General features: G+C 41.7%; 19 protein-coding genes. 9 read left to right on the top strand and 10 right to left on the bottom strand.

Annotation, left to right across the window (positions count from 1 at the left end; translation table 11 throughout):
• Positions 1-157 precede the first annotated feature (157 nt).
• Positions 158-997 carry an Rpn family recombination-promoting nuclease/putative transposase gene (locus NOS7524_RS16875; protein ID WP_015139703.1) on the bottom strand — a complete coding sequence of 280 codons (840 nt, stop codon included), beginning with the start codon at positions 995-997 and terminating at the stop codon, positions 158-160.
• Positions 998-1,140: 143 nt separating this feature from the next.
• On the opposite strand from NOS7524_RS16875, the gene NOS7524_RS16870 reads away from it, so the two are divergent.
• Positions 1,141-2,400 carry an FAD-dependent hydroxylase gene (locus NOS7524_RS16870; RefSeq protein ID WP_015139702.1) on the top strand — a complete coding sequence of 420 codons (1,260 nt, stop codon included), beginning with the start codon at positions 1,141-1,143 and terminating at the stop codon, positions 2,398-2,400.
• A 149-nt stretch (positions 2,401-2,549) separates the two neighbouring features.
• Here the strand turns inward: NOS7524_RS16870 and NOS7524_RS16865 are convergent, their stop codons facing one another.
• Both NOS7524_RS16865 and NOS7524_RS30155 read right to left on the bottom strand, forming a co-directional pair.
• A complete protein-coding gene (locus NOS7524_RS16865) occupies positions 2,550-3,728 on the bottom strand; it encodes a phosphoserine transaminase (protein WP_015139701.1) in 1,179 nt (392 codons plus the stop codon).
• A gap of 40 nt (positions 3,729-3,768) precedes the next feature.
• The gene (locus NOS7524_RS30155) at positions 3,769-3,924 is read right to left on the bottom strand and encodes a hypothetical protein (RefSeq protein ID WP_171815381.1); all 156 of its coding nucleotides are present in this window, start codon (positions 3,922-3,924) and stop codon (positions 3,769-3,771) included.
• A gap of 116 nt (positions 3,925-4,040) precedes the next feature.
• On the opposite strand from NOS7524_RS30155, the gene NOS7524_RS16860 reads away from it, so the two are divergent.
• On the top strand, positions 4,041-4,643 hold the full coding sequence (locus NOS7524_RS16860) for a hypothetical protein (protein WP_015139700.1): 603 nt from the start codon (positions 4,041-4,043) through the stop codon (positions 4,641-4,643).
• A gap of 90 nt (positions 4,644-4,733) precedes the next feature.
• Entirely contained in the window at positions 4,734-5,225 is a 492-nt protein-coding gene (locus NOS7524_RS16855) for an LOG family protein (RefSeq protein ID WP_015139699.1), read from the top strand.
• 71 nt (positions 5,226-5,296) lie between these two features.
• On the opposite strand, the gene NOS7524_RS16850 is transcribed toward NOS7524_RS16855, so the two are convergent.
• The 6 genes from NOS7524_RS16850 to pgr5 form a co-directional block, all read right to left on the bottom strand.
• Positions 5,297-6,679, bottom strand: a complete 1,383-nt coding sequence (locus NOS7524_RS16850; RefSeq protein WP_015139698.1) for a cytochrome P450 — start codon at positions 6,677-6,679, stop codon at positions 5,297-5,299.
• Positions 6,680-6,703: 24 nt separating this feature from the next.
• Entirely contained in the window at positions 6,704-7,357 is a 654-nt protein-coding gene (locus NOS7524_RS16845) for a Coq4 family protein (RefSeq protein ID WP_015139697.1), read from the bottom strand.
• 77 nt (positions 7,358-7,434) lie between these two features.
• Entirely contained in the window at positions 7,435-8,487 is a 1,053-nt protein-coding gene (locus tag NOS7524_RS16840) for a class I SAM-dependent methyltransferase (protein ID WP_041555817.1), read from the bottom strand.
• A 42-nt stretch (positions 8,488-8,529) separates the two neighbouring features.
• Positions 8,530-9,483, bottom strand: a complete 954-nt coding sequence (locus NOS7524_RS16835; RefSeq protein WP_216087496.1) for a hypothetical protein — start codon at positions 9,481-9,483, stop codon at positions 8,530-8,532.
• Positions 9,484-9,513: 30 nt separating this feature from the next.
• Positions 9,514-10,221, bottom strand: a complete 708-nt coding sequence (gene nuoB / locus NOS7524_RS16830) for an NADH-quinone oxidoreductase subunit NuoB (protein ID WP_015139694.1) — start codon at positions 10,219-10,221, stop codon at positions 9,514-9,516.
• A 92-nt stretch (positions 10,222-10,313) separates the two neighbouring features.
• Positions 10,314-10,511 carry a cyclic electron transport protein PGR5 gene (pgr5, locus tag NOS7524_RS16825; protein ID WP_015139693.1) on the bottom strand — a complete coding sequence of 66 codons (198 nt, stop codon included), beginning with the start codon at positions 10,509-10,511 and terminating at the stop codon, positions 10,314-10,316.
• A 261-nt stretch (positions 10,512-10,772) separates the two neighbouring features.
• On the opposite strand from pgr5, the gene NOS7524_RS16820 reads away from it, so the two are divergent.
• Together NOS7524_RS16820 and coaE are read left to right on the top strand one after the other, a co-directional pair.
• A complete protein-coding gene (locus NOS7524_RS16820; RefSeq protein WP_015139692.1) occupies positions 10,773-14,471 on the top strand; it encodes an NB-ARC domain-containing protein in 3,699 nt (1,232 codons plus the stop codon).
• A gap of 251 nt (positions 14,472-14,722) precedes the next feature.
• Positions 14,723-15,313 carry a dephospho-CoA kinase gene (coaE, locus tag NOS7524_RS16815; protein WP_015139691.1) on the top strand — a complete coding sequence of 197 codons (591 nt, stop codon included), beginning with the start codon at positions 14,723-14,725 and terminating at the stop codon, positions 15,311-15,313.
• Between the two features lie 340 nt (positions 15,314-15,653).
• Here coaE and NOS7524_RS16810 read toward each other — a convergent pair whose 3' ends face one another.
• Complete coding sequence (locus NOS7524_RS16810; RefSeq protein ID WP_015139690.1) at positions 15,654-16,418, bottom strand: D-Ala-D-Ala carboxypeptidase family metallohydrolase; 765 nt, start codon at positions 16,416-16,418, stop codon at positions 15,654-15,656.
• A gap of 504 nt (positions 16,419-16,922) precedes the next feature.
• Between NOS7524_RS16810 and NOS7524_RS30150 the strand changes: the two genes are divergently transcribed.
• The 4 genes from NOS7524_RS30150 (at position 16,923) to NOS7524_RS16795 (ending at position 18,730) form a co-directional block, all read left to right on the top strand.
• Positions 16,923-17,066 (top strand): hypothetical protein, encoded by a 144-nt coding sequence (locus NOS7524_RS30150; RefSeq protein ID WP_171815380.1) that lies wholly within the window; start codon positions 16,923-16,925, stop codon positions 17,064-17,066.
• Positions 17,067-17,159: 93 nt separating this feature from the next.
• On the top strand, positions 17,160-17,636 hold the full coding sequence (locus NOS7524_RS16805) for a hypothetical protein (RefSeq protein ID WP_015139689.1): 477 nt from the start codon (positions 17,160-17,162) through the stop codon (positions 17,634-17,636).
• 39 nt (positions 17,637-17,675) lie between these two features.
• On the top strand, positions 17,676-17,921 hold the full coding sequence (locus NOS7524_RS16800) for a DUF6737 family protein (protein WP_015139688.1): 246 nt from the start codon (positions 17,676-17,678) through the stop codon (positions 17,919-17,921).
• A gap of 281 nt (positions 17,922-18,202) precedes the next feature.
• Positions 18,203-18,730, top strand: coding sequence for a cytochrome b (locus tag NOS7524_RS16795; RefSeq protein WP_235622359.1), 528 nt, complete (start codon positions 18,203-18,205; stop codon positions 18,728-18,730).
• Positions 18,731-18,990 lie beyond the last annotated feature (260 nt).

The following is an 18,990-nucleotide window of genomic DNA, read 5'->3' as shown; positions in this document are numbered from 1 at the left end:
TAAACCCCAACTCAACTGATACTACGTGTAGATGTAGGGGTCTTAAACCCTTGAATTTACTATAAATGTTCTGTCCCCTCATGGGGACAAAAACAAAATAAAAGCCAGTTTTTTGAAAAAATTTGGCTTTTAGCATCTTGATTTTCACAAATCAAATTTATACATCAAGCCCATTGGAAGATTGTTCTGCTGAGGCTTGTCTTACCAACTCCACATCTAATCCCATAGCCTCGGCAATTTGCTCCAAACTCAATCCCAGTCTTAAAAACCCAGGAATTGCTTCAAGCTTGCCTTCAAGTTTGCCTTCAAGTTTGCCTTCAAGCTTGCCTTCAAGTTTGCCCTCCTCTTTGGCTTCTTGATAAACTTTGGTGTTTCTAATGGCATCTAACCCTAACATAGCTTCCACCTCCTCGCGGCTAAGTTGAGGAAATTTATAAATCACTACAGTCTCAATAAATTCTATAATTTCTTTTTGGGTAAGTGGGTCTGTTAATTGCTGTTGCGTTTGCTCAATTAACTGTCTAGCTTTTGTGGCTGTTTTACGTTCGCTTTCCACAATAAGCTGCACAATACCAACTCCTACTGAAGTATTGTCGCTTTCACTTAATTCGTTTAGATAGACACGCTGCACTAAGGGACTGTTAAGTAATAAACTATACGCTTTAGATTCTTGGGGTTCTAGACTGCGGCGAGGAAAGATAAGAACTGCACGCCAGTCATTTGCAGGTTGATATTGGTATAAATAAAGGAATATTTCTGCAAACACGCGATGATAGAAAGCTTCATCTTTCTGAAACTGCACTTCCAGAAAGTAAATTGATTGGTTTACATGAGCGGCTGTCGGTAGAAATACGCCATCAAGACGAAATGCTTGTTGTTTCAGTTCAATGGAGGTGAATTGATAGGTATTAGCATCAGTTTCAGGCTGCCCAATTAATTCAAAAAATATTTTGGGAAAGGCTTGGAAGAGGCTATAAAACAGGGTGTCAGTTTTCACCGGTTGATTCAGAAATTTTTTCCTGGGGTGCTTAAGAGAGATTTTAATCTAGAAACGCGATCGCCTTCTTACTTCATTCAACTTGCCCTAGATGGGGCGATCGCGTCACAATAAGAACTATCATGGCTTAATTTCTCGTAACAATGGCGCTAAAGCAGCTTAATCAAACTATTTCCCCCCAACCGACACCGCCAGAATTGCGGGGATATGATTATGATTTGGTAATTGTCGGCGGTGGAATTGTTGGGTTAACTCTCGCCGCCGCTTTAAAAGATTCGGGCTTGAGTGTGCTGCTGATTGAAGCTAAAGTGACATCAGCCGCAGTCTCCAAAGGGCAAGCCTACGCAGTGCATATGCTCTCAGCCCTTATTTACCAAGGCATTGGCATTTGGGATAAGATATTACCCCAGATTGCAAAATACCGCCAAGTCCGCCTATCTGATGCCGATTATCCTGATGTGGTGGAATTTCAAACCAGCGATTTAGGGACACCAGAGTTGGGTTATGTGGCAGAACATCAAGCTTTATTGCAACCTTTGCAGGAGTTTGTCCACAATTGCCCGAATGTGTCTTATCTGTGTCCGGCAGAAGTGGTAAATATACAGTATCAACAAAAGGAAGCAGTAATAGAAATCAACATTGCCGGGCAAATTAATGTAGTGCGAAGTAAGTTAGTTGTAGCCGCCGATGGATCGCGATCGCCTATTCGCCAAGCGGCTGGAATTAAAACTCACGGCTGGAAATATTGGCAGTCTTGTATTGTCGCCTTCGTCAAACCGGAAAAACCTCACAACGACACCGCCTACGAAAGATTTTGGACGAGTGGCCCCTTTGCGATTTTACCTTTACCGGGAAACCGTTGCCGCATCGTTTGGACAGCTCCCCACGAGGAAGCCAAAGCCTTGTGTGCTTTAAATGACGAGCAATTTTTAGAAGAACTCACCCGCCGCTACGGTAATCAAATGGGTAAGTTGGAATTGCTAGGCGATCGCTTTATTTTTCCGGTACAACTCATGCAAAGCGATCGTTATGCCCTACACCGCTTGGCATTGCTGGGAGATGCCGCCCACAATTGTCATCCCGTCGGTGGACAAGGTTTAAACTTGGGCATTCGAGATGCAGCAGCCTTGGCGCAAATCATTCAAACCGCCCATCAAGCAGGTGAAGATATTGGGAAACTCCAGGTACTCAAACGCTATGAAAGTTGGCGCAAGCGCGAGAACCTAACGATTTTAGGGTTCACCGACTTGTTAGATCGGATGTTTTCTAATCAATTCCTACCTGTAGTGCTAGTGCGTCGCTTAGGTTTATGGTTTTTAGGGCGTGTACCTGTGTTGAAAATATTCATGCTCAAATTAATGATTGGCTTGAAAGGACGAACACCAGAACTAGCAAAGCGTTAGGACATTATTGGGCGATCGCATTTTGCTATTTGGCAGGTTACTCGGACCAGGGGAGTAGGGGAGTAAGGGAGCAGGGGAGATTTTTCTCAGTCCCCAGTCCCCAGTCCCCAGTCCCCAATCCCCAATCCCCAATCCCCAATCCCCAATCCTCAAGCCACAGCCGCAAACTCAGTTTTAACTGTGGCGTATGCCCAATCTAACCAAGGCAGTAAAGCCTCAATATTTGCAGTTTCTACTGTCGCACCTCCCCAAATTCGCAGTCCGGGGGGTGCAGCACGGTAGGGAGCGATATCGTAAGCTACCTGTTGTTTTTCCAACAGTTTCGCCATTTTCTTAGCGAATTTAGCCTGATCTTCTGGACTGAGGCTAGCAAAACCGGCATCGACAATTTTTAAGCAAATTGAGGTACAAGAGCGAGTTTCTGGTCTTTCTGCCAAAAAGTCTGCCCAACTGCTTTGCTCAACCCACTTAGTAATTGCTGCTAGGTTAGCTTCACTGCGATTAATTAAGCCAGACAGCCCACCAATACTTTCTGCCCAAATTAAAGCATCCAGGGCATCTTCTACACACAACATGGATGGGGTGTTGATAGTATCGCCCTTAAAAATACCTTCAATGAGCTTACCTTTTTGTGAGAGACGGAAGATTTTAGGTATTGGCCAAGCTGGTTGATAGCTTTCCAGACGTTCCACGGCGCGGGGTGAGAGAACAATCACACCATGCTGTGCTTCACCACCCAAGACTTTTTGCCAAGAGTAGGTGAGGACATCAATTTTTTCCCAAGGGATATCCATTGCAAACACAGCTGATGTAGCATCACAGATAGTCAATCCTTGGCGATCGTCCTTAATCCAGTCACCATTGGGGACTCTTACACCGGAAGTTGTGCCATTCCACAAAAACACCACATCATGGCTAAAATCAACTTCTTCTAAATTGGGCAAACTGCCATAGGGCGCTTTCATCAAACGCACATCAGACAATTTCAACTCATCTACAACATCTTTGACCCATTCTTGACCAAAACTTTCCCAGGCCAAAATATCCAGGGGTCTTTGTCCCAGCAGTGACCATAATGCCATTTCGACAGCACCAGTATCAGAAGCTGGAACGATACCTAAACGATAATCAGCAGGAATACCGAGAATTTGTTTAGAACGTTCAATAGCTTCTCCTAATTTGGCTTTACCATCTTCAGAGCGATGGGAACGACCTACACAGGCGTTTTGCAAATTAGCAACCGACCAACCAGGGCGTTTTGCACAAGGGCCGGAAGAAAAATGAGGAACTTGAGGCTTATTAGTTGGGGGCGTAAGATGCTCTGACATGGTTGCAGCTAGTGGCTTTAAGTAGTAAGTAGTGTAGATACTACATTACCGGATCTCTGGTACATAGTTGCAAAATTGGGGATTGGGGATTGGGGATTGGGGACTGGGGATTGGGAAAGAAAATCTCTCCTCTGCTCTCCTGCTCCCCTGCCTCTACCACCGTAGTTTCTACTAGATAGCCTTTAGCAATCTTCATCAGGATTTTACAATTTAGCCGTATTTTCCTCAGTTAGACAAAGTTTTTATCAATATATTCACAGACATCTCCGAAAGATTACGAATTTAGTTTAGTAGTTGGGTATATAGCTATAGATGTTAGAGCTACCCAACTCTATGAAGCGATCGCACTTAGTTAAATTCACCATGATAGTTTTATTCTCCCTGGGCGGTGTTGGTGTTGTCGGGGGAAGTTACTTTCTCAGAAAAGCTGTTAGTAGCAGCAGTCAACCCCAGATAATTACTGATACCTCACGCTACGAAGAAATTCGTAACCAACTCTGGTCTAGTCATGACGAAATTACACACTTTCCCTCTGAGACTTCTATTGATGGTGAAATAGTTCGTATCGCTTACTCTCCAGGAGTTATGCAAGGTGGTAGTTTCTTTCAGGCCAGGCTGAAAAAGTCCCCGGAACAGATTCAACAATTACTGACGCAATACAGACAAGTAGCTAAACGCCAATACCGAGGCGGTGACACTAACGACCATGTGAATTTACCCAAGGGTGTACCAACCACTTTTTTTTATACCAGTAATTCAGATGGGGCAGTAGCTTTTCCGCCTTCCTATGAAATATTAGTATTAAATGCTGAAGATAAAGGTCAACCCGGCTTTAAGTGGAATCATGGAGATAGCTACGGCGTAGCCATTGACAGTTCAAGCTCGGAAATTGTCTATTGGGCTGAGACATGGTAATTAAGAAAGGCAAGGGGCAGGGAGCAGCGAGCAAGAGTTATTTATTCCCCTCATCTTCCTCATCCCCCCACTCCCCACTTAAAAAACATAATGAAAAAAACTGTAATTGGAGTAATGGGTGCTGGTGAAGGAGCAACAAATTATGATAGCCAAAATGCTTATGAATTAGGGCAATTAATTGCTCAAGAAGGATGGATTTTGTTAACTGGTGGTAGAAATGTAGGAGTGATGGATGCAGCCAGTAAGGGAGCAAAATCTGCTAATGGTTTAACTTTAGGTATTCTCCCCAGATATCAACAAGATGGGATTTCTGAAGCGGTTGATATTGCAATTTTTACAGATATGGGGAACGCTCGTAATAATATTAATGTTCTCTCTAGTGATGTAGTGATTGCCTGTGGTATGGGTGCGGGAACTGCATCTGAAATTGCTTTGGCAGTGAAAGCAAATAAGCCAATAATTTTGCTCAATGATGACATAGAAAGCCAGATTTTCTTTCAGAGATTATCACCAGAAAATGTTTATATTGTTGAGAGTGTAGGGGATGCGATCGCTACTGTTAAAACTCTTATTTCAGGGTAAGTTAAAATATAAAAGCAAATATGCCCGATGATTTAGAATCAACGGGCTAAGTCTTGAGTTATGCTTGCCTGCTATTTCTTCTCTTTTACCATCAAATTTACGCCACCATTGGGAGCAAATACTATACCACGGCGCACAGGTTTGAGCGGCACTTTGTCTAGCAATTCCAAGGAATAATTTGAGAGGATTGTTGCTAAAACTAACTTCATTTCAAACAGGGCAAATGCCATACCTAAACAGCGACGATTACCACCACCAAAGGGGAAAAATTCATAAGGTGAAAACTGACGTTCTAAAAAACGCTCTGGTTTAAATCGTTCAGGTTCAGGATAAATATCTGGGCGATGGTGAGTCAAATAAATACAGGGAGAAATTCTCATCTCTGGGGATAAATCGTAACCCATGAATTTCATCGGTACTTTGAGAATGCGGGTAAAACTAAAGAAAGCTACCGGATAAATTCTTAGGGTTTCTGAGCAAACAGCATTTAAATAAGGTAATTGAGTAATTGTTGTAGGGTCTGCATTTGCTATATCAATCGAGTTGAGTTCTTGCAGTAATTTGTCGCGAACTTCAGGAATATAATGCACCCAATATAATGCCCAAGATAAAGCGATCGCTGTAGTTTCATGCCCAGCAAATAGCATAGTCATTAACTCATCCCGTAACTCGACATCAGTCATGGGTTGACCATTTTCATCCCGCGCAGACAATAACAAACTCAAAATATCTTCACCTTGATTCTCAACTTGAGTGCGACGTTCATTAATTTCCTGGTAAAGCAATTTATCCAGTAACTTTCTGCGGCGTACAAACCTTCCCCAAGGAGTCCAATCACCTAAATCATGTTGCAAAAATTGGAAAAATAGAAAAACAGCACTCAAAGGGTAATTAAAACTATCCAACATCTCAGTTAAAACTTGTTTGATTTGTTGGTAACGTTCACCTTCCTTGAGTCCAAATACAGCCCTGAGAATGACTTGCAGAGAAATATCCTGCATAGTAGGACGGGCAACAAATGGCTTTTTGATATTCCATTGACTGGCGACTTGCTTAGTAATATCACGGATTAACTCACCATAAGCCCGCATTCGTTCACCGTGGAAAGAAGGCATTAAAAGTTTACGCTGTTGTAAGTGGCGATCGCCATCCAACAAAATCAACGAGTTAGTCCCTACCAACGGTTCAATTGTATTATTACCTTCACCTGAATAAAATAATTGAGCATCAGCAGTAAATAGTTCTTGAATAGCTTGGGGATTACTAATAATTATTTGTGCAGGAAAGCCACCAAATTCTGATATGAATATATCACCATATTCCTGTTGTGTTTTCTGGAGATAATAGATAGGATTTATCAGCACCCTCAAAGTTTGTAGCCATCTAGGTATGGGTGGTTTAATTGGTAACTTAGGAAGAATTTGATTGGTGGAATTTTCTTGTGCTGTAATCATCAGTAATGCTCCTTATCTAAAGCTTTAGATGGAATCTTGAGAAAGAATATTATCTGTAATTGGTGGATTTATGATCAATTCTAATAATCCTAAATGCTTTCTCAATTCCTCAATGGGTTCATGCCAGTGTTCTTCAAAGGGATAACTTAACAAAAAATCTACTTTTCTACCTAGTTTTTGACCTTTTTTGAGGTTGGCGAAAATCATCTTGGTTTGTTGAGGAGCCAGTAAAGGATAAAGAAATTTAGCTAACTGTAAGCTGATTTTAAGAGATTTACTAAAATTTTGCTCCGCAGCAAAAGCTAATACGCCAATTTCACCTGCGTAGGTAGTATCAAAGCCAAGTAAAACATGAAAAATATCGTGGGTGACGACGTAGCGTAAAGCAAAGACATTGCGCCTAGCCACAGCCTCTAATTCTGGGCTAACATTCATTGGCTGGAGGTGATTTGCTTGCATATGAGTGGCATATTCCCGGCCAAATGTGCCTGGAGGATATTGATTTAACTTCTCTAAATCAATCGGCGGATGATATCCCTGTAATGGTTGCATTCTGGTAGCTACTTCGGGTGCGACTTTAGCACCAAATAAATCAGACTTGAGAATGGCAAAATCACCCAAATGACCGGAGTTTTTAGCTGCCAAAAGAGCCTTGATTTTGTGTAATTGTTTGAGCATAATCAGTTACCCTGATTGTGGGTGAGGCGATCGCCTTTAATCTTATTCTCCCAACTAGCGATCGCTCTGGCTAAAATTCACACCTTGGCTTCTAAGATGAGATTAAACGGTGTCTGTGTAGCACGTCGAAACTGGCTAAAACCAGCTTGAGACATCACTTGTGCCAGTCTCTTTTCTCCTGCTTGTGCGCCTAGTCCCAAACCCACTTCTTGAGAGAGAGAATTAGGAGTACAAAATGCCGTAGAAGCAGCATAAAAAAGCCTACCTACGGGGTTCAGGTTTTCCTCAACTTCATTGCCAGCAAATGGCTCAACTAGCAGTACAGTACCATCATTCGCTAATGCTTCTCGGCTGTGCTTGGCTGCACCTACAGGATCTCCCAAATCGTGCAGACAATCCATGAAACAAACTAAGTCGTAGTTAGAGCCGGGAAAATTCTTAGCCGTTGCTACCTCAAATTTTACTCTGTCTCCAACTCCGGCAGTTGCGGCTCGTTGACGAGCGACTTCAATGGATTGATCATGATAATCAAAACCCCAAAATGTTGAATTTGGGTACATTTGAGCCATGATGATTGTAGATGCACCATGACCGCAACCAACGTCAGCAACCTTGGCACCTGCTGTTAATTTGTCCTCTACACCTTCTAAAGCCGGAATCCATTCTGTAGTCAAAAAGCTGCGGTAGCCAGTTTTATAAAATGCTTCAGTACCGCAAAACAGCCGATGATGATGTTCATGCCAACCAATACCTTTGCCAGTACGAAAAGCATCTATAACTTTTTCTTCATCCAGCCACATGGCAGCCACAGAATCAAACCCTGGAGCCATAAATACAGGACTAGCTTCATTCACCAGCACCATTGCGTGTTCGTCGGGTAACTCGTAGGTGTGATTAACTGGATCGTAAGTGACGTAACCGCCGGCGGCTTGGTTATTTAACCACTCCAGCACATAACGCTGATGGATATCAGTTTTTAAAGCTAGTTCCATCGCTGTCATTGGCCCTGCACCAGCCATTGCTTGATATAAACCAAGTTTGTGTCCAATATCTGTCATCGCTGCGGACATACTGGCTGCCATATCAGCAACAACCTGTCCTACAAATGCTTGCAGTTTTTTTTCATTCATGGGAATTTCTCCTGTGTTGAAAATTACCCTACTCCCCATTCCCTACTCCCTATTGCCTTTAAGCTCAAGGGAAGGGATACTATAGCGATCGCGTAACTCACCTACAGACACATCCACTACTTCCCAAAAGTTCCAATTATCGGAAAGGTCTACTTTACAAGCTGCTCCTCTTTGCAGTGCGTGCATGACTAAGGGAATATCAAACAGTCCCACATTGGCATCTGCAACAGGTGTGATTTGCATCCCCCAATGGAAATGTAAAATTACAAATAGCAGAAATACAAAGCCATCTTCGCGGATGTAACCTGCTTGAAATGCTCCCTGCTGAATCTCACCTTGGGGATCTGTGCCATAACCTGAGAGGATATGCCCAAAATCATGAAATACTAAGCGTTCAGGAATACCGCCAGCTTCACCAGGAAAACTAAAGTGGTGTTGGGTGCAGTGTTCCCAAAAGATACGGCCTAGAGTTCCTTGTGGTAGTAGTCCTAATTGGCGATACTTCCAAGCGACTTCTGCATCTTCGCCACCATTGAAGAAGGGAGTTAGCATTTTCTTAATGCCAAGAAATCCTTCTTGTTGGTAAGCAGCACCCATAAATTTGCCCATAATCCGCCGCATCATATCGATGCGGGCGAGGAGTTTGTGACCGTTGGCTGCTTTGTGTAATACTCTTAAGCCTTGTTCATTCACACCTAGGATATCAGCTAGCGATCGCAATGCTTTTTGTTGTATGGGTGTAATCTCCCCATCTACCATCGCCATCACCATCGCCATCTGTAGTAAGATTTTGCGTTGGTGGGGATGAGGAATTACTTCGGCTATCTGTGCAGGTGTGATGGGGGATAAGTCTGCAATTGTTACATTACCTTGGTGTAGTTGATTCACTACCTGTAAAAATTGCTGCTCTAGGGGTGAGAGTGTTTTTGGTTGAGCGGCTACTGTGGTGAGTGTTGCTAAGACAAAGGGGAGTTCTTGAGGGGAGAAGACAAACATATTCATAGCAACGCAAAGGGGCGCGGAGGTTTACGCGGAGGGACACGGAGGTTTTACGGAAGTTTTCTGTTTTGTGTTTGGTGCAAGTTGGAATGAGGATGAGGGAGGTAGTTCTTGGGGTGGTATTTCACGCTTTGAGCTTCTGAGATATTGTCCGTTGAGAATTGGCTCAACTACTTTCATTTTGTGAGTGGTGCTGTAATAACGGTGAGTCTGTTGGGTGTTTTGCTTTTCTTGCAGACTGTCATTAGCGATTTTTTTCCGCAGTTTGATAATTGCATCAATGACGGCTTCTGGCCTGGGAGGACAACCGGGTATGTAGACATCTACGGGGATTAATTTATCTACACCTCTGACAGCCGAGGGAGAATCAACACTAAACATTCCGCCGGTGATGGTGCAAGCTCCCATTGCAATAACATATTTGGGTTCGGGCATTTGTTCATAAAGTCGCACTAAATTTGGTGCATACTTCATAGTGATTGTGCCGGCGGTAATCATTAAGTCGGCTTGTCTGGGAGTAGCACGGGGAATCATGCCAAATCTTTCCATGTCAAAGCGGGAAGCGTAAGCGGCCATAAATTCCATGAAACAGCAGGCTGTACCAAACATCATCGGGTACAAACTGGACATTCTCGCCCAGTTATACAGGTCGTCTAGGGTGGTAAGAATGAAGTTTTCTGATAGGTTTTGGGTAACTTGGGGAGTTTCTGCGGGATTGATAATTGTGTTTGTCATAAGTTTGAGTACCTAAGAATAATCTTGATAACTCAAGTTTCTGATGACTTGTAGAACTGCACCAGTAAAGATAAAGGTGTTAAGGTGCTAAGTTAAGCAAGTAACCCCAAACGTTTGCCGTTGTCACGAGCTAGACGGATGAGATGCTGACGGGTAGCATTGTCAATATGAAAGCGATCGCAAAAGTAAGTGATAGTCTGAGCGTGCATAGCAATCAATTTGCCACGCAGTTGATTAAACTTGGTATTACCCAGATGGTTACGCATTAGCAGAATAATTGATGCAAACATGATATTTAGTCCTGTGATTTCAGTGTTTTATTGCTGACAATCCCAGTTTGTCTGTTCCACCCCATCTGCACCAGCCAAGATCAAGGCGTTAAGCACTAACTTAAGTTTTGTAACCAATCAAGTGCCGCTTTGCTAGTCGATCAGCACTCTGCAACGCCTCAGAATTATGTCGTATATTGATTTGTATCAAGTTTAGAGGCAGCTTGATTTTTCTTAAAACCAATAAAATTAACCTTAACTTGTCCTTGTCCTGAAAATTTCATGGAATTGCACAAGCAAAAACGCAGGCGTGGTGTTATCCTCAGTCTTTCTGGATTTAGCAAGCTTCAGGAGGCTAGGCATCAAGCGGAGATGTTGGAAAACGATGGGGCTAGGCTCACCATCGAAGAATTGAGTTACCGTACTCAGTTAGCTCCTTTCACTATTTCTAAGGTTTTGTCACGGGAAGAAGGGGTTGATAAGCAAACTCTGACCTATTTTTTTCGAGCCTTTGGTTTAGATTTAACCCCCCAAGATTATGTTCGCGCCACAGAAGCCAATAGGAACACGGAGCAACAAGCAAGCAATCTCACTACCTTATCTTCCCCTACTCCCAACTCCCCAACGTCACTTGCTACAACGGGGGAAACCCCAACGGACAGTTTGCTCAAGTCGGGGAACCCGCCCACGCAACTGTCCTCCGCAACGCAGTGGCTCCTCCCCACTCCCCACACAGACTGGGGTGAAGCTGTTGATGTATCAATTTTTTTCGGACGTACAGAGGAAGTTAGTAAATTAGCCCATTGGATAATTCGCGATCGCTGTCGGTTGGTAGCATTATTAGGCATGGGGGGAATTGGTAAGTCTTCTCTGTCGGTGAAGCTAGCACAGCAAATTCAAGGGGAGTTTGAGTTTGTGGTATGGCGCAGTCTGGGCAATAGTCCCACCTTGGGGGAACTGCTAGCGAATTTGCTGCAATTCTTCGCCTGCGGACAACCTGTGAGTTTATCAGAGAATGTTACTCATCTGATTTCACAGTTCATGGGGCATTTGCGATCGCACCGTTGTCTGGTAATCCTAGATAATACCGAATCAATCTTAGCTAGTGGCGATCATTCTGGGCGTTACCAACTGGGTTACGAAAACTACGGCAATTTATTCAAGCAAATCGGTGAAACATTTCATCAAAGTTGTGTCATCCTCACCAGCCGCGAAAAACCCCAAGAAGTAGCAGGATTAGAAGGTGAGAATCTGCCAGTGCGATCAATGCAACTTCCAGGTTTGAGTGCGATCGCTGCTTTAGAATTAGTTAGAACGAAAAGCTTTTTCTGCGGTTCTGATGCTGATTGGCAAAAATTCATTCAACACTACGCTGGTAATCCCCTGGCTTTAAAAATTATCGCTACTACGATTCAAGAATTATTTGATGGTAATATCGCGGAATTTTTCGCTCAAGGTTCTACAGTTTTTGGTAGTATTTACGACTTGTTAGGGCAGCAATTCTATCGTCTATCACTTTTAGAAAAAGACCTAATTTTCTGGTTAGCGATTAACCGCGAGGCTGTCACTTTAGCAGATTTACGTGGCGATTTGGTCTTACCAATATCATCAATGAAACTCCTTGAGGCTCTAGATTCTCTGAGTCGGCGTAATCTGATTGAAAAAAAATCTCTTCCAGAAACATCAGTTCATTTCACGCTGCAACCCGTGGTGATGGAATATGTGGCAAACCAATTTATACAGCAGGTATGTACAGAAATTCTCCAGCATCAACAGACAACTCCCACACTGTTTAACAGCCACGCTGTAATTAAAGCCACTGCTAAAGATTACATCCGCATTGCTCAAACCAAGCTCATTCTTCAACCCATCATTGAGTATTTATTGCAAAATCTACGAACTAAACAAGCAATAGAAACTCAACTCACACAGATTTTACACACAATCAAAAATCCATCTTCTCCTCTAGAACCAGGATACGCAGGCGGTAATATCTTAAATCTTCTGTGCCACCTCAAAACTGATTTAACTGGTTATAATTTCTCTGGTTTAACAATTTGGCAAGTCTATCTCCAAGACACTCCTCTCAAAAGAGTGAACTTTGCTCATGCGGATTTATCGAAATCTGTATTTGCTACCACTTTTTCTAATATTATGACTATAGCCTTCAGTCCTGATGGTAAAACCTTGGCCACCGGTCATTTCGATGGTTACTTAATTATCTGGGATGTCGTCAGTAGTCAGCAATTAATTGAATGTCAGGCACATATAGGTTTGACTTGGTGTGTGGCGTTTAGTCCTGATGGTAGTACCTTAGCCACTGCGGGACAAGATGGCAATATTAAGCTGTGGGATGTCAAAACCGGCCAGTGTTGGCAAACTCTAGCCAGTCATCATGGTGGTGTTCTTAGTGTTGTTTTTCATCACGATGGAACTACTTTAATAAGTAGTTACGCTGAATCTACTATTAGATTTTGGGATATCAACTTGGGGGAATGTACTCAAATTCTGCGTGGACATAGCAGTAAAGTCTGGTCTGTAAAGTTGCATCCTCAAGGTAATATACTCGCTAGCGGTAGTGGAGATCACACAGTTAAAGTATGGGATATAACTACAGGTTCTTGTATTCATACCTTACAAGGACATACAGATTGGATCAAATCTGTTGCTTTTAGTTCATCAGGAATACTTGCTAGTGGGAGCTTAGATCAAACAATTAGACTTTGGGATGTGGATCAAGGTGTTGGCCTCGGCGTTTTAGAAGGACATTCTAATGGCATACTAGCGATCGCCTTCATCAACGATCAAATCCTCGCTAGTTGCAGTATAGATTGTACAATTCGCCTCTGGGATATTACTACTTTTCAATGCCTGAAAACCTTGCAAGGACACGCCAATTCAGTAGATGCGATCGCAGCTAACCCCCAAGGTATTTTACTGGCTACTGGTGCAGATGATTTCTCTCTCAAGTTGTGGGATGTCGCCACTGGTGAGTGTTTTAGAACATTTAAGGGCAGAAATAACTGGGTAAAATCCGTAGCCTGGAGTCCCATGACAGCGATCGTTGCAAGTGGGAATGAAGACCGGACTGTACGACTTTGGACATTAGACGGTGAATGTCGTATTTTATACGGACACACAGATTTGATTTTTGATGTAGACTTTGCTCCAGATGGACACACCCTAGCCAGCGCCAGTGCTGACACCACCATTAAGTTATGGGATGTCACCACAGGTCAGTGTAGCAAAACCCTCCAAGGACACGTAGGCATGGTGACAGGAGTCGCCTATAGTCCTGATGGGCGATTTTTAGCTAGCACTAGCTATGACAAAGCCAGTCAATTGTGGGATGCGGCTACGGGACAATTATTAGATACCTTCCCCGTACACCTAGGAATGTCAGTTGCTTTTAGTCCCGATAGCACAAAGTTAGCATTTGGTAGTTTTGACTACACCGTTAACATTTGGGACATCACCACCAAACAGTGCTACCGCACAATTTCCGGACATCATAACTGGGTATGGTGGGTGGCTTTTAGCCCTGATGGTCGGACTTTGGCTACTGGTAGTAGTGTAGAGAGAATCATCAAGTTATGGGATGTAGAAACAGGGGAATGTCTCCACACACTGCAAGGACATGAAGATATGCTGTGGGCGATCGCTTTTAGTCCTGATGGTAGTACCCTAGCTAGTACCAGCAGCGACAATACAATTAAACTCTGGGATGTAGGCAGTGGTAATTGTATAGCTACCTTAGAAGGACATGACACTTGGGTAATGTGCGCTGCCTTCAACCCAGAAGGTAATCTTCTCGCGGCTGGTGATGGTTATGCTGCTATCACAATTTGGGATATGAACACAAAACAGCGTATCAATACTTTCAAAGCCGAGCAGATTTATGAACAGATGAATATCTATGCAGTAACAGGTTTAACAACGCCTCAAAAATCTGCCTTAATGACTTTGGGTGCTAAGTGCTAAACCACTATTTCTCTCACTATGACCGACACTTGCGATACTTAATGTATCAACGACTAACATGAGTATGAATTTGATTCTGAGAAAACCCAGTTAGCAAACAAACTTAGCCTTTTTAGAGGAAACTTAACTGAGTATCAGTAATTTAACTGCTGAAACTTTACATTTTTTTGATTTAGTGAGAATTTATTTGCAGTCATAGCCAAAAATAAATTGTGTCTGTACCTATCTAGCTGCACAGGGAAGAATGACTAATGACTAAACGCATCATCGGCTTAACTGGAGGAATTGCTACAGGCAAAACTACTGTAGCTAATTATTTAGCTAGTGCTTATCATCTACCGATTTTGGATGCAGATATTTATGCTAGAGACGCAGTATCTATAGGTTCGCCGATTTTAGATGCGATCGCTCACCGTTATGGTGAACAAATATTACTTGCTGATGGCAACCTCAACCGTCAACAACTAGGAAACATTATCTTTGAGCATCTAGAAGAACGTCGTTGGTTAGAGAATATCATTCATCCCTATGTGCGCGATCGCTTTCTCAAAGCAATCGCAGAATCTTCTGCACCAACCATAGTATTAGTCATCCCTTTGTTATTTGAAGCTCAGATGACCAATTTAGTCACAGAAATTTGGGTTGTTACTTGTTCTGAGTCACAACAATTGCAAAGATTAATCGAGCGTAATCATCTCACAAAAGAACAAGCCGCAGCCCGCATCAATAGTCAATTATCCCTCACAGAAAAAGCGTCTCACGCTGATATCGTATTAGATAATTCCAGCACCTTAGAAGCACTACTAAAACAAATAGATGTCGCAATCAGATCTGGTTTCTGAAGTTACTAGCGCAGGCTATGCCAACAAAAATCAAATTGGAGTTTTGTATCGAAATTAGATTCAAAAATTGAAGTTATGAGTACAAAAAATGTCATAACTTTAATCAGGAAGATGTCTATTATTTAATTTATCGGACACTACTTATAGTCAATCAATTTTAGATTTTAGATTTTAGATTGACTGCACCCATAAAGGGGTGCAGCTTGGAGATTCATCAATTTTAGATTTTGGATTTGCGATTTTAGATTAAATCCAAAATTTCAAATGCAAAATTCTGTGGGACGGGGCTTGTACCAAAGACAATCCAAAATCCAAAATTTAAAATCTAAAATTCGGAGGGTCAATAGTCAAATACCACCCGACCACCTGGCCGCCAATCACAGTGGATAAAACCTCTGTGCATTCCTCTACCTAATCCTGTGCAATCAGAAGCGCGACAAATTTGTAACAGTTTGCCAAAGTTGCCGTCTGATGGAGCAATATCCAGTGCTAGACCGTTTATATGCTGAGAATAACGTGCGCCTCCTATCCGCCGATTTACAGATGGCGGACGATAGGCAGAATTAATAGCAATGGGAAGGCCGTATTTATCACGAATTTTGCCAAAGCCTCTAGCTGCTTTGATAATGTTGTTAATAATTGTTTTTGACTCTGGATTTCTTTCTGGGTCACATCCTTTAGTCACTTCCCCCCAAGTTAGAGGAATCCCTGCAACTATTAGTTCATTTTCGTAAACTGTTTCTCCAGTAACTAACCTCAAAGAACGTCCAGTTTTAGTATTTATGATTGATGTAGCTAATGGTTTTAATTGCTGAGTTTGTTCTTCATTAGTTTGATGGTTTTCTGCAATTTCTAACAAAGCAGCCGCAGTAGTTGGCCCTAACAATTCAGGAGAATCTAACCAAACATTTTCTTTGAATTCTGCAAATGCTTTTTGGGTTAACTCCCCTGGAATGCCATCAATTTTACTTTTATACAAGCCTTTGGTCGTGAGTAAAGCTTGAATTTCTTTGATAATTTCAGGATCAGCTTCAGTGAGTTTGACGGTAGTATTAGTAGACTGAAACTTTTCTAAGTTAGAGAATTCCACAGCAGAATCTGGCATAGATGCGTCTCCTTTGGTTATGAGTTGAAGCCTGGCAGACTAAGTTATTGTTTTTAATGAATCAGCGAAGGTAAATTGATCGCTAATTTTTCAATTGGACTAGACTAGACTGGCAAGTAATTTTATTGTGAATATAGGATTCCTCTTTTTTTTTGAAAAAATCGAGTACACCTCATACTCTTCTTATCTGTACTTTGTAGCTTAATTACGCAAATAAGTATGGCTTACGCCACATAAGCTATCAGAAATCAAAGCGGACTGCTATATCTACAAGCATAGGCTCTCCGTGGCCTTAGTCATAATCTGGTTGAATATGGTTCATCTCGCTACTCGTATTTTTGACTAGCCATTAGTATAACGCTATGAATTATACATAAAGTATTCCTAAATCAACCGTTACAATTAGGTGATATCATCATTAATCACTATATATATGATAACTTAATTAGTATTAATTTTTACTACAATACCTTGACATCAGATTGCTTCACTGAATGCTAAGTAATGAGTGAGATTTCCCACTCGGAACTTGAAACTGTCAAAGGCTCTTGGGGTGGGGTATTTCAAGTCAGCACGCTGCTCAAGATCCTACTACCACTAACGGCTCTCTTCATATCTGACATCGTTGATGCGATCGCTATCTTTTAATCTACTTTTGTCTTAAATTGTAAATAAATGTAAAATGTTCTAGTGACTTCAAACCGGACTGTAAGTGTAACTACAATCCTCAAGGACAGCGACATGAAAAGAATCATCTGGTATCCTCTCATGACTGTTTTGTTCATAGGAGTAGCAGGACATCTAGCGATCGCTCAAATTACTAGAAACAAAGCCGACAAGCAGCTAGCTGTGCTTCAACTATCAACTGGACTAGAAACACATAAAATTATCAATGTTGCTCAGACTAGCAAAGAAATTGATGAAAAAACAGCACTTAACTTAGTCTGGAGACTACCGCTAGTACAACGTAAAGCCAAAGAAATTGAAAGCCTATCTCAAGGAAAAATTCAAGTTTCAGCCATCATAGATAGCGTTCCTACTCCCACTCAACCTTACTACACAGTGCGCGTTTTTGAAGATGATCCAGGGAATTACAATTACACAATTTATTGGTTTCGTGTCTTCAGTTCTAATGGCATGATTGAGGCTTTAGATATTATAGAAAACAAGTACGTCTCATTGGAAGAATGGAGAGCGCAAATTAGGCGCAGACGCTAATAATCCTGACTATATTTTGATTGATTTTATTAGAAAATAATGTCTGAACAACAGCCTCTCAATCCTTGGAGATATAAGCCTTGGTGGTGTCAACCTTGGTCAATTTTGCTTACAGGTATAACTATAATTAGTAGTAGCTGGTTAATCTTTCATACTATTTGGCTAACAGTTATTATCTCTATGCCTGTGTTAGTATGGATGGCTTTTTTTCTGTTAATTTGGCCACAACTAATGATTCGTAGTGGTGTTTTAGAGTCTGATCAACAAGAGAAAATACAACCTTAGATATTGCTGCTACTCTGAACTTTTCAATACTGAACTTTAAGAGCATTACACCCTACTCAGCACGCTGCTCACGCCCCGCTCCCCTAACAGCACTTGCAAAACAGTAACCGAAAAATATTGCCTACGTCACAACTCTGTCATAAATATTTCTTAATTTTTATATATATCTGTTTATAAATCTTGCAGTTGAGATACAAATCTATAGCTAAATAAGGTGTGTTTATATGAATGCAACACCAGTAGTTAGGAAAGGTAGGCTTAACTCAGCTTTTAAGCGACTAATGTCTATACACTGGATCATGGCCGCCTGTTACTTAGTTTTGTTTACTACTGGCTCAGGTATGGCTCGTCTATCCCGTGGAACTCCTTTCAGAAGTGAATTGTATGATTTCCACAAGTCAATGGGAGCTTTAGTAGTGGCTTTGCTGACTTGGCGTATTTTAGTTTTGTTGCAGGTATGGTGGCGAAAATACACTAAAAATTTGCCCAAGTTCACACCTGAATGGCAGCGTAAATTTGTACTGCATACTTTGCTGTATCTATTTATGTTTGCAGTTCCAGTGAGTGGGTTCTTTTTTTCTAATTCTTTTAAAAGTAACAACGTTCGTTTGTTTGGGTTGACGTTACCCGATTTTTTTCCACAAAACTCTAATTTAGTAGATTTGGGTAGAAGCATTCATTTTTGGATAGCGTATATATTTTTAGCTTTCATCATATTGCATACTCTACAACAGTGGAAAGTTGTGCGGGCAAACTGGCGGCGTTTTAATAGCTTTTTTACTAATAGGAAGCAGAGTAAAAGTATTTAATTCCAATATAAAAGGGGAATAACTCACACCACTGATGTGAAATTAAGGGACTTCCAGAGAAAAAAATATTCCAAATGTAGGGTGCGTCAGTATGAATAATTTCTTGGTGTAGTTAGGTTTTATAACACTGACGCACTCTAAAAAACTGTCCATTCTGGATAATTTATTTTTTGGTGTTCCCTAAGATCAAACGCTTGTTACACATAGATTTCACCCCATCCCTTAATCACTTATTTGCAAGCGGAGAGGGGAAATTTGGC

It is taken from the genome of Nostoc sp. PCC 7524 (assembly GCF_000316645.1).
Lineage (GTDB): Bacteria > Cyanobacteriota > Cyanobacteriia > Cyanobacteriales > Nostocaceae > Trichormus.
The sequence above is the reverse complement of the archived record's forward strand: the minus strand, read 5'-3'. Positions and strand labels throughout refer to the sequence as shown.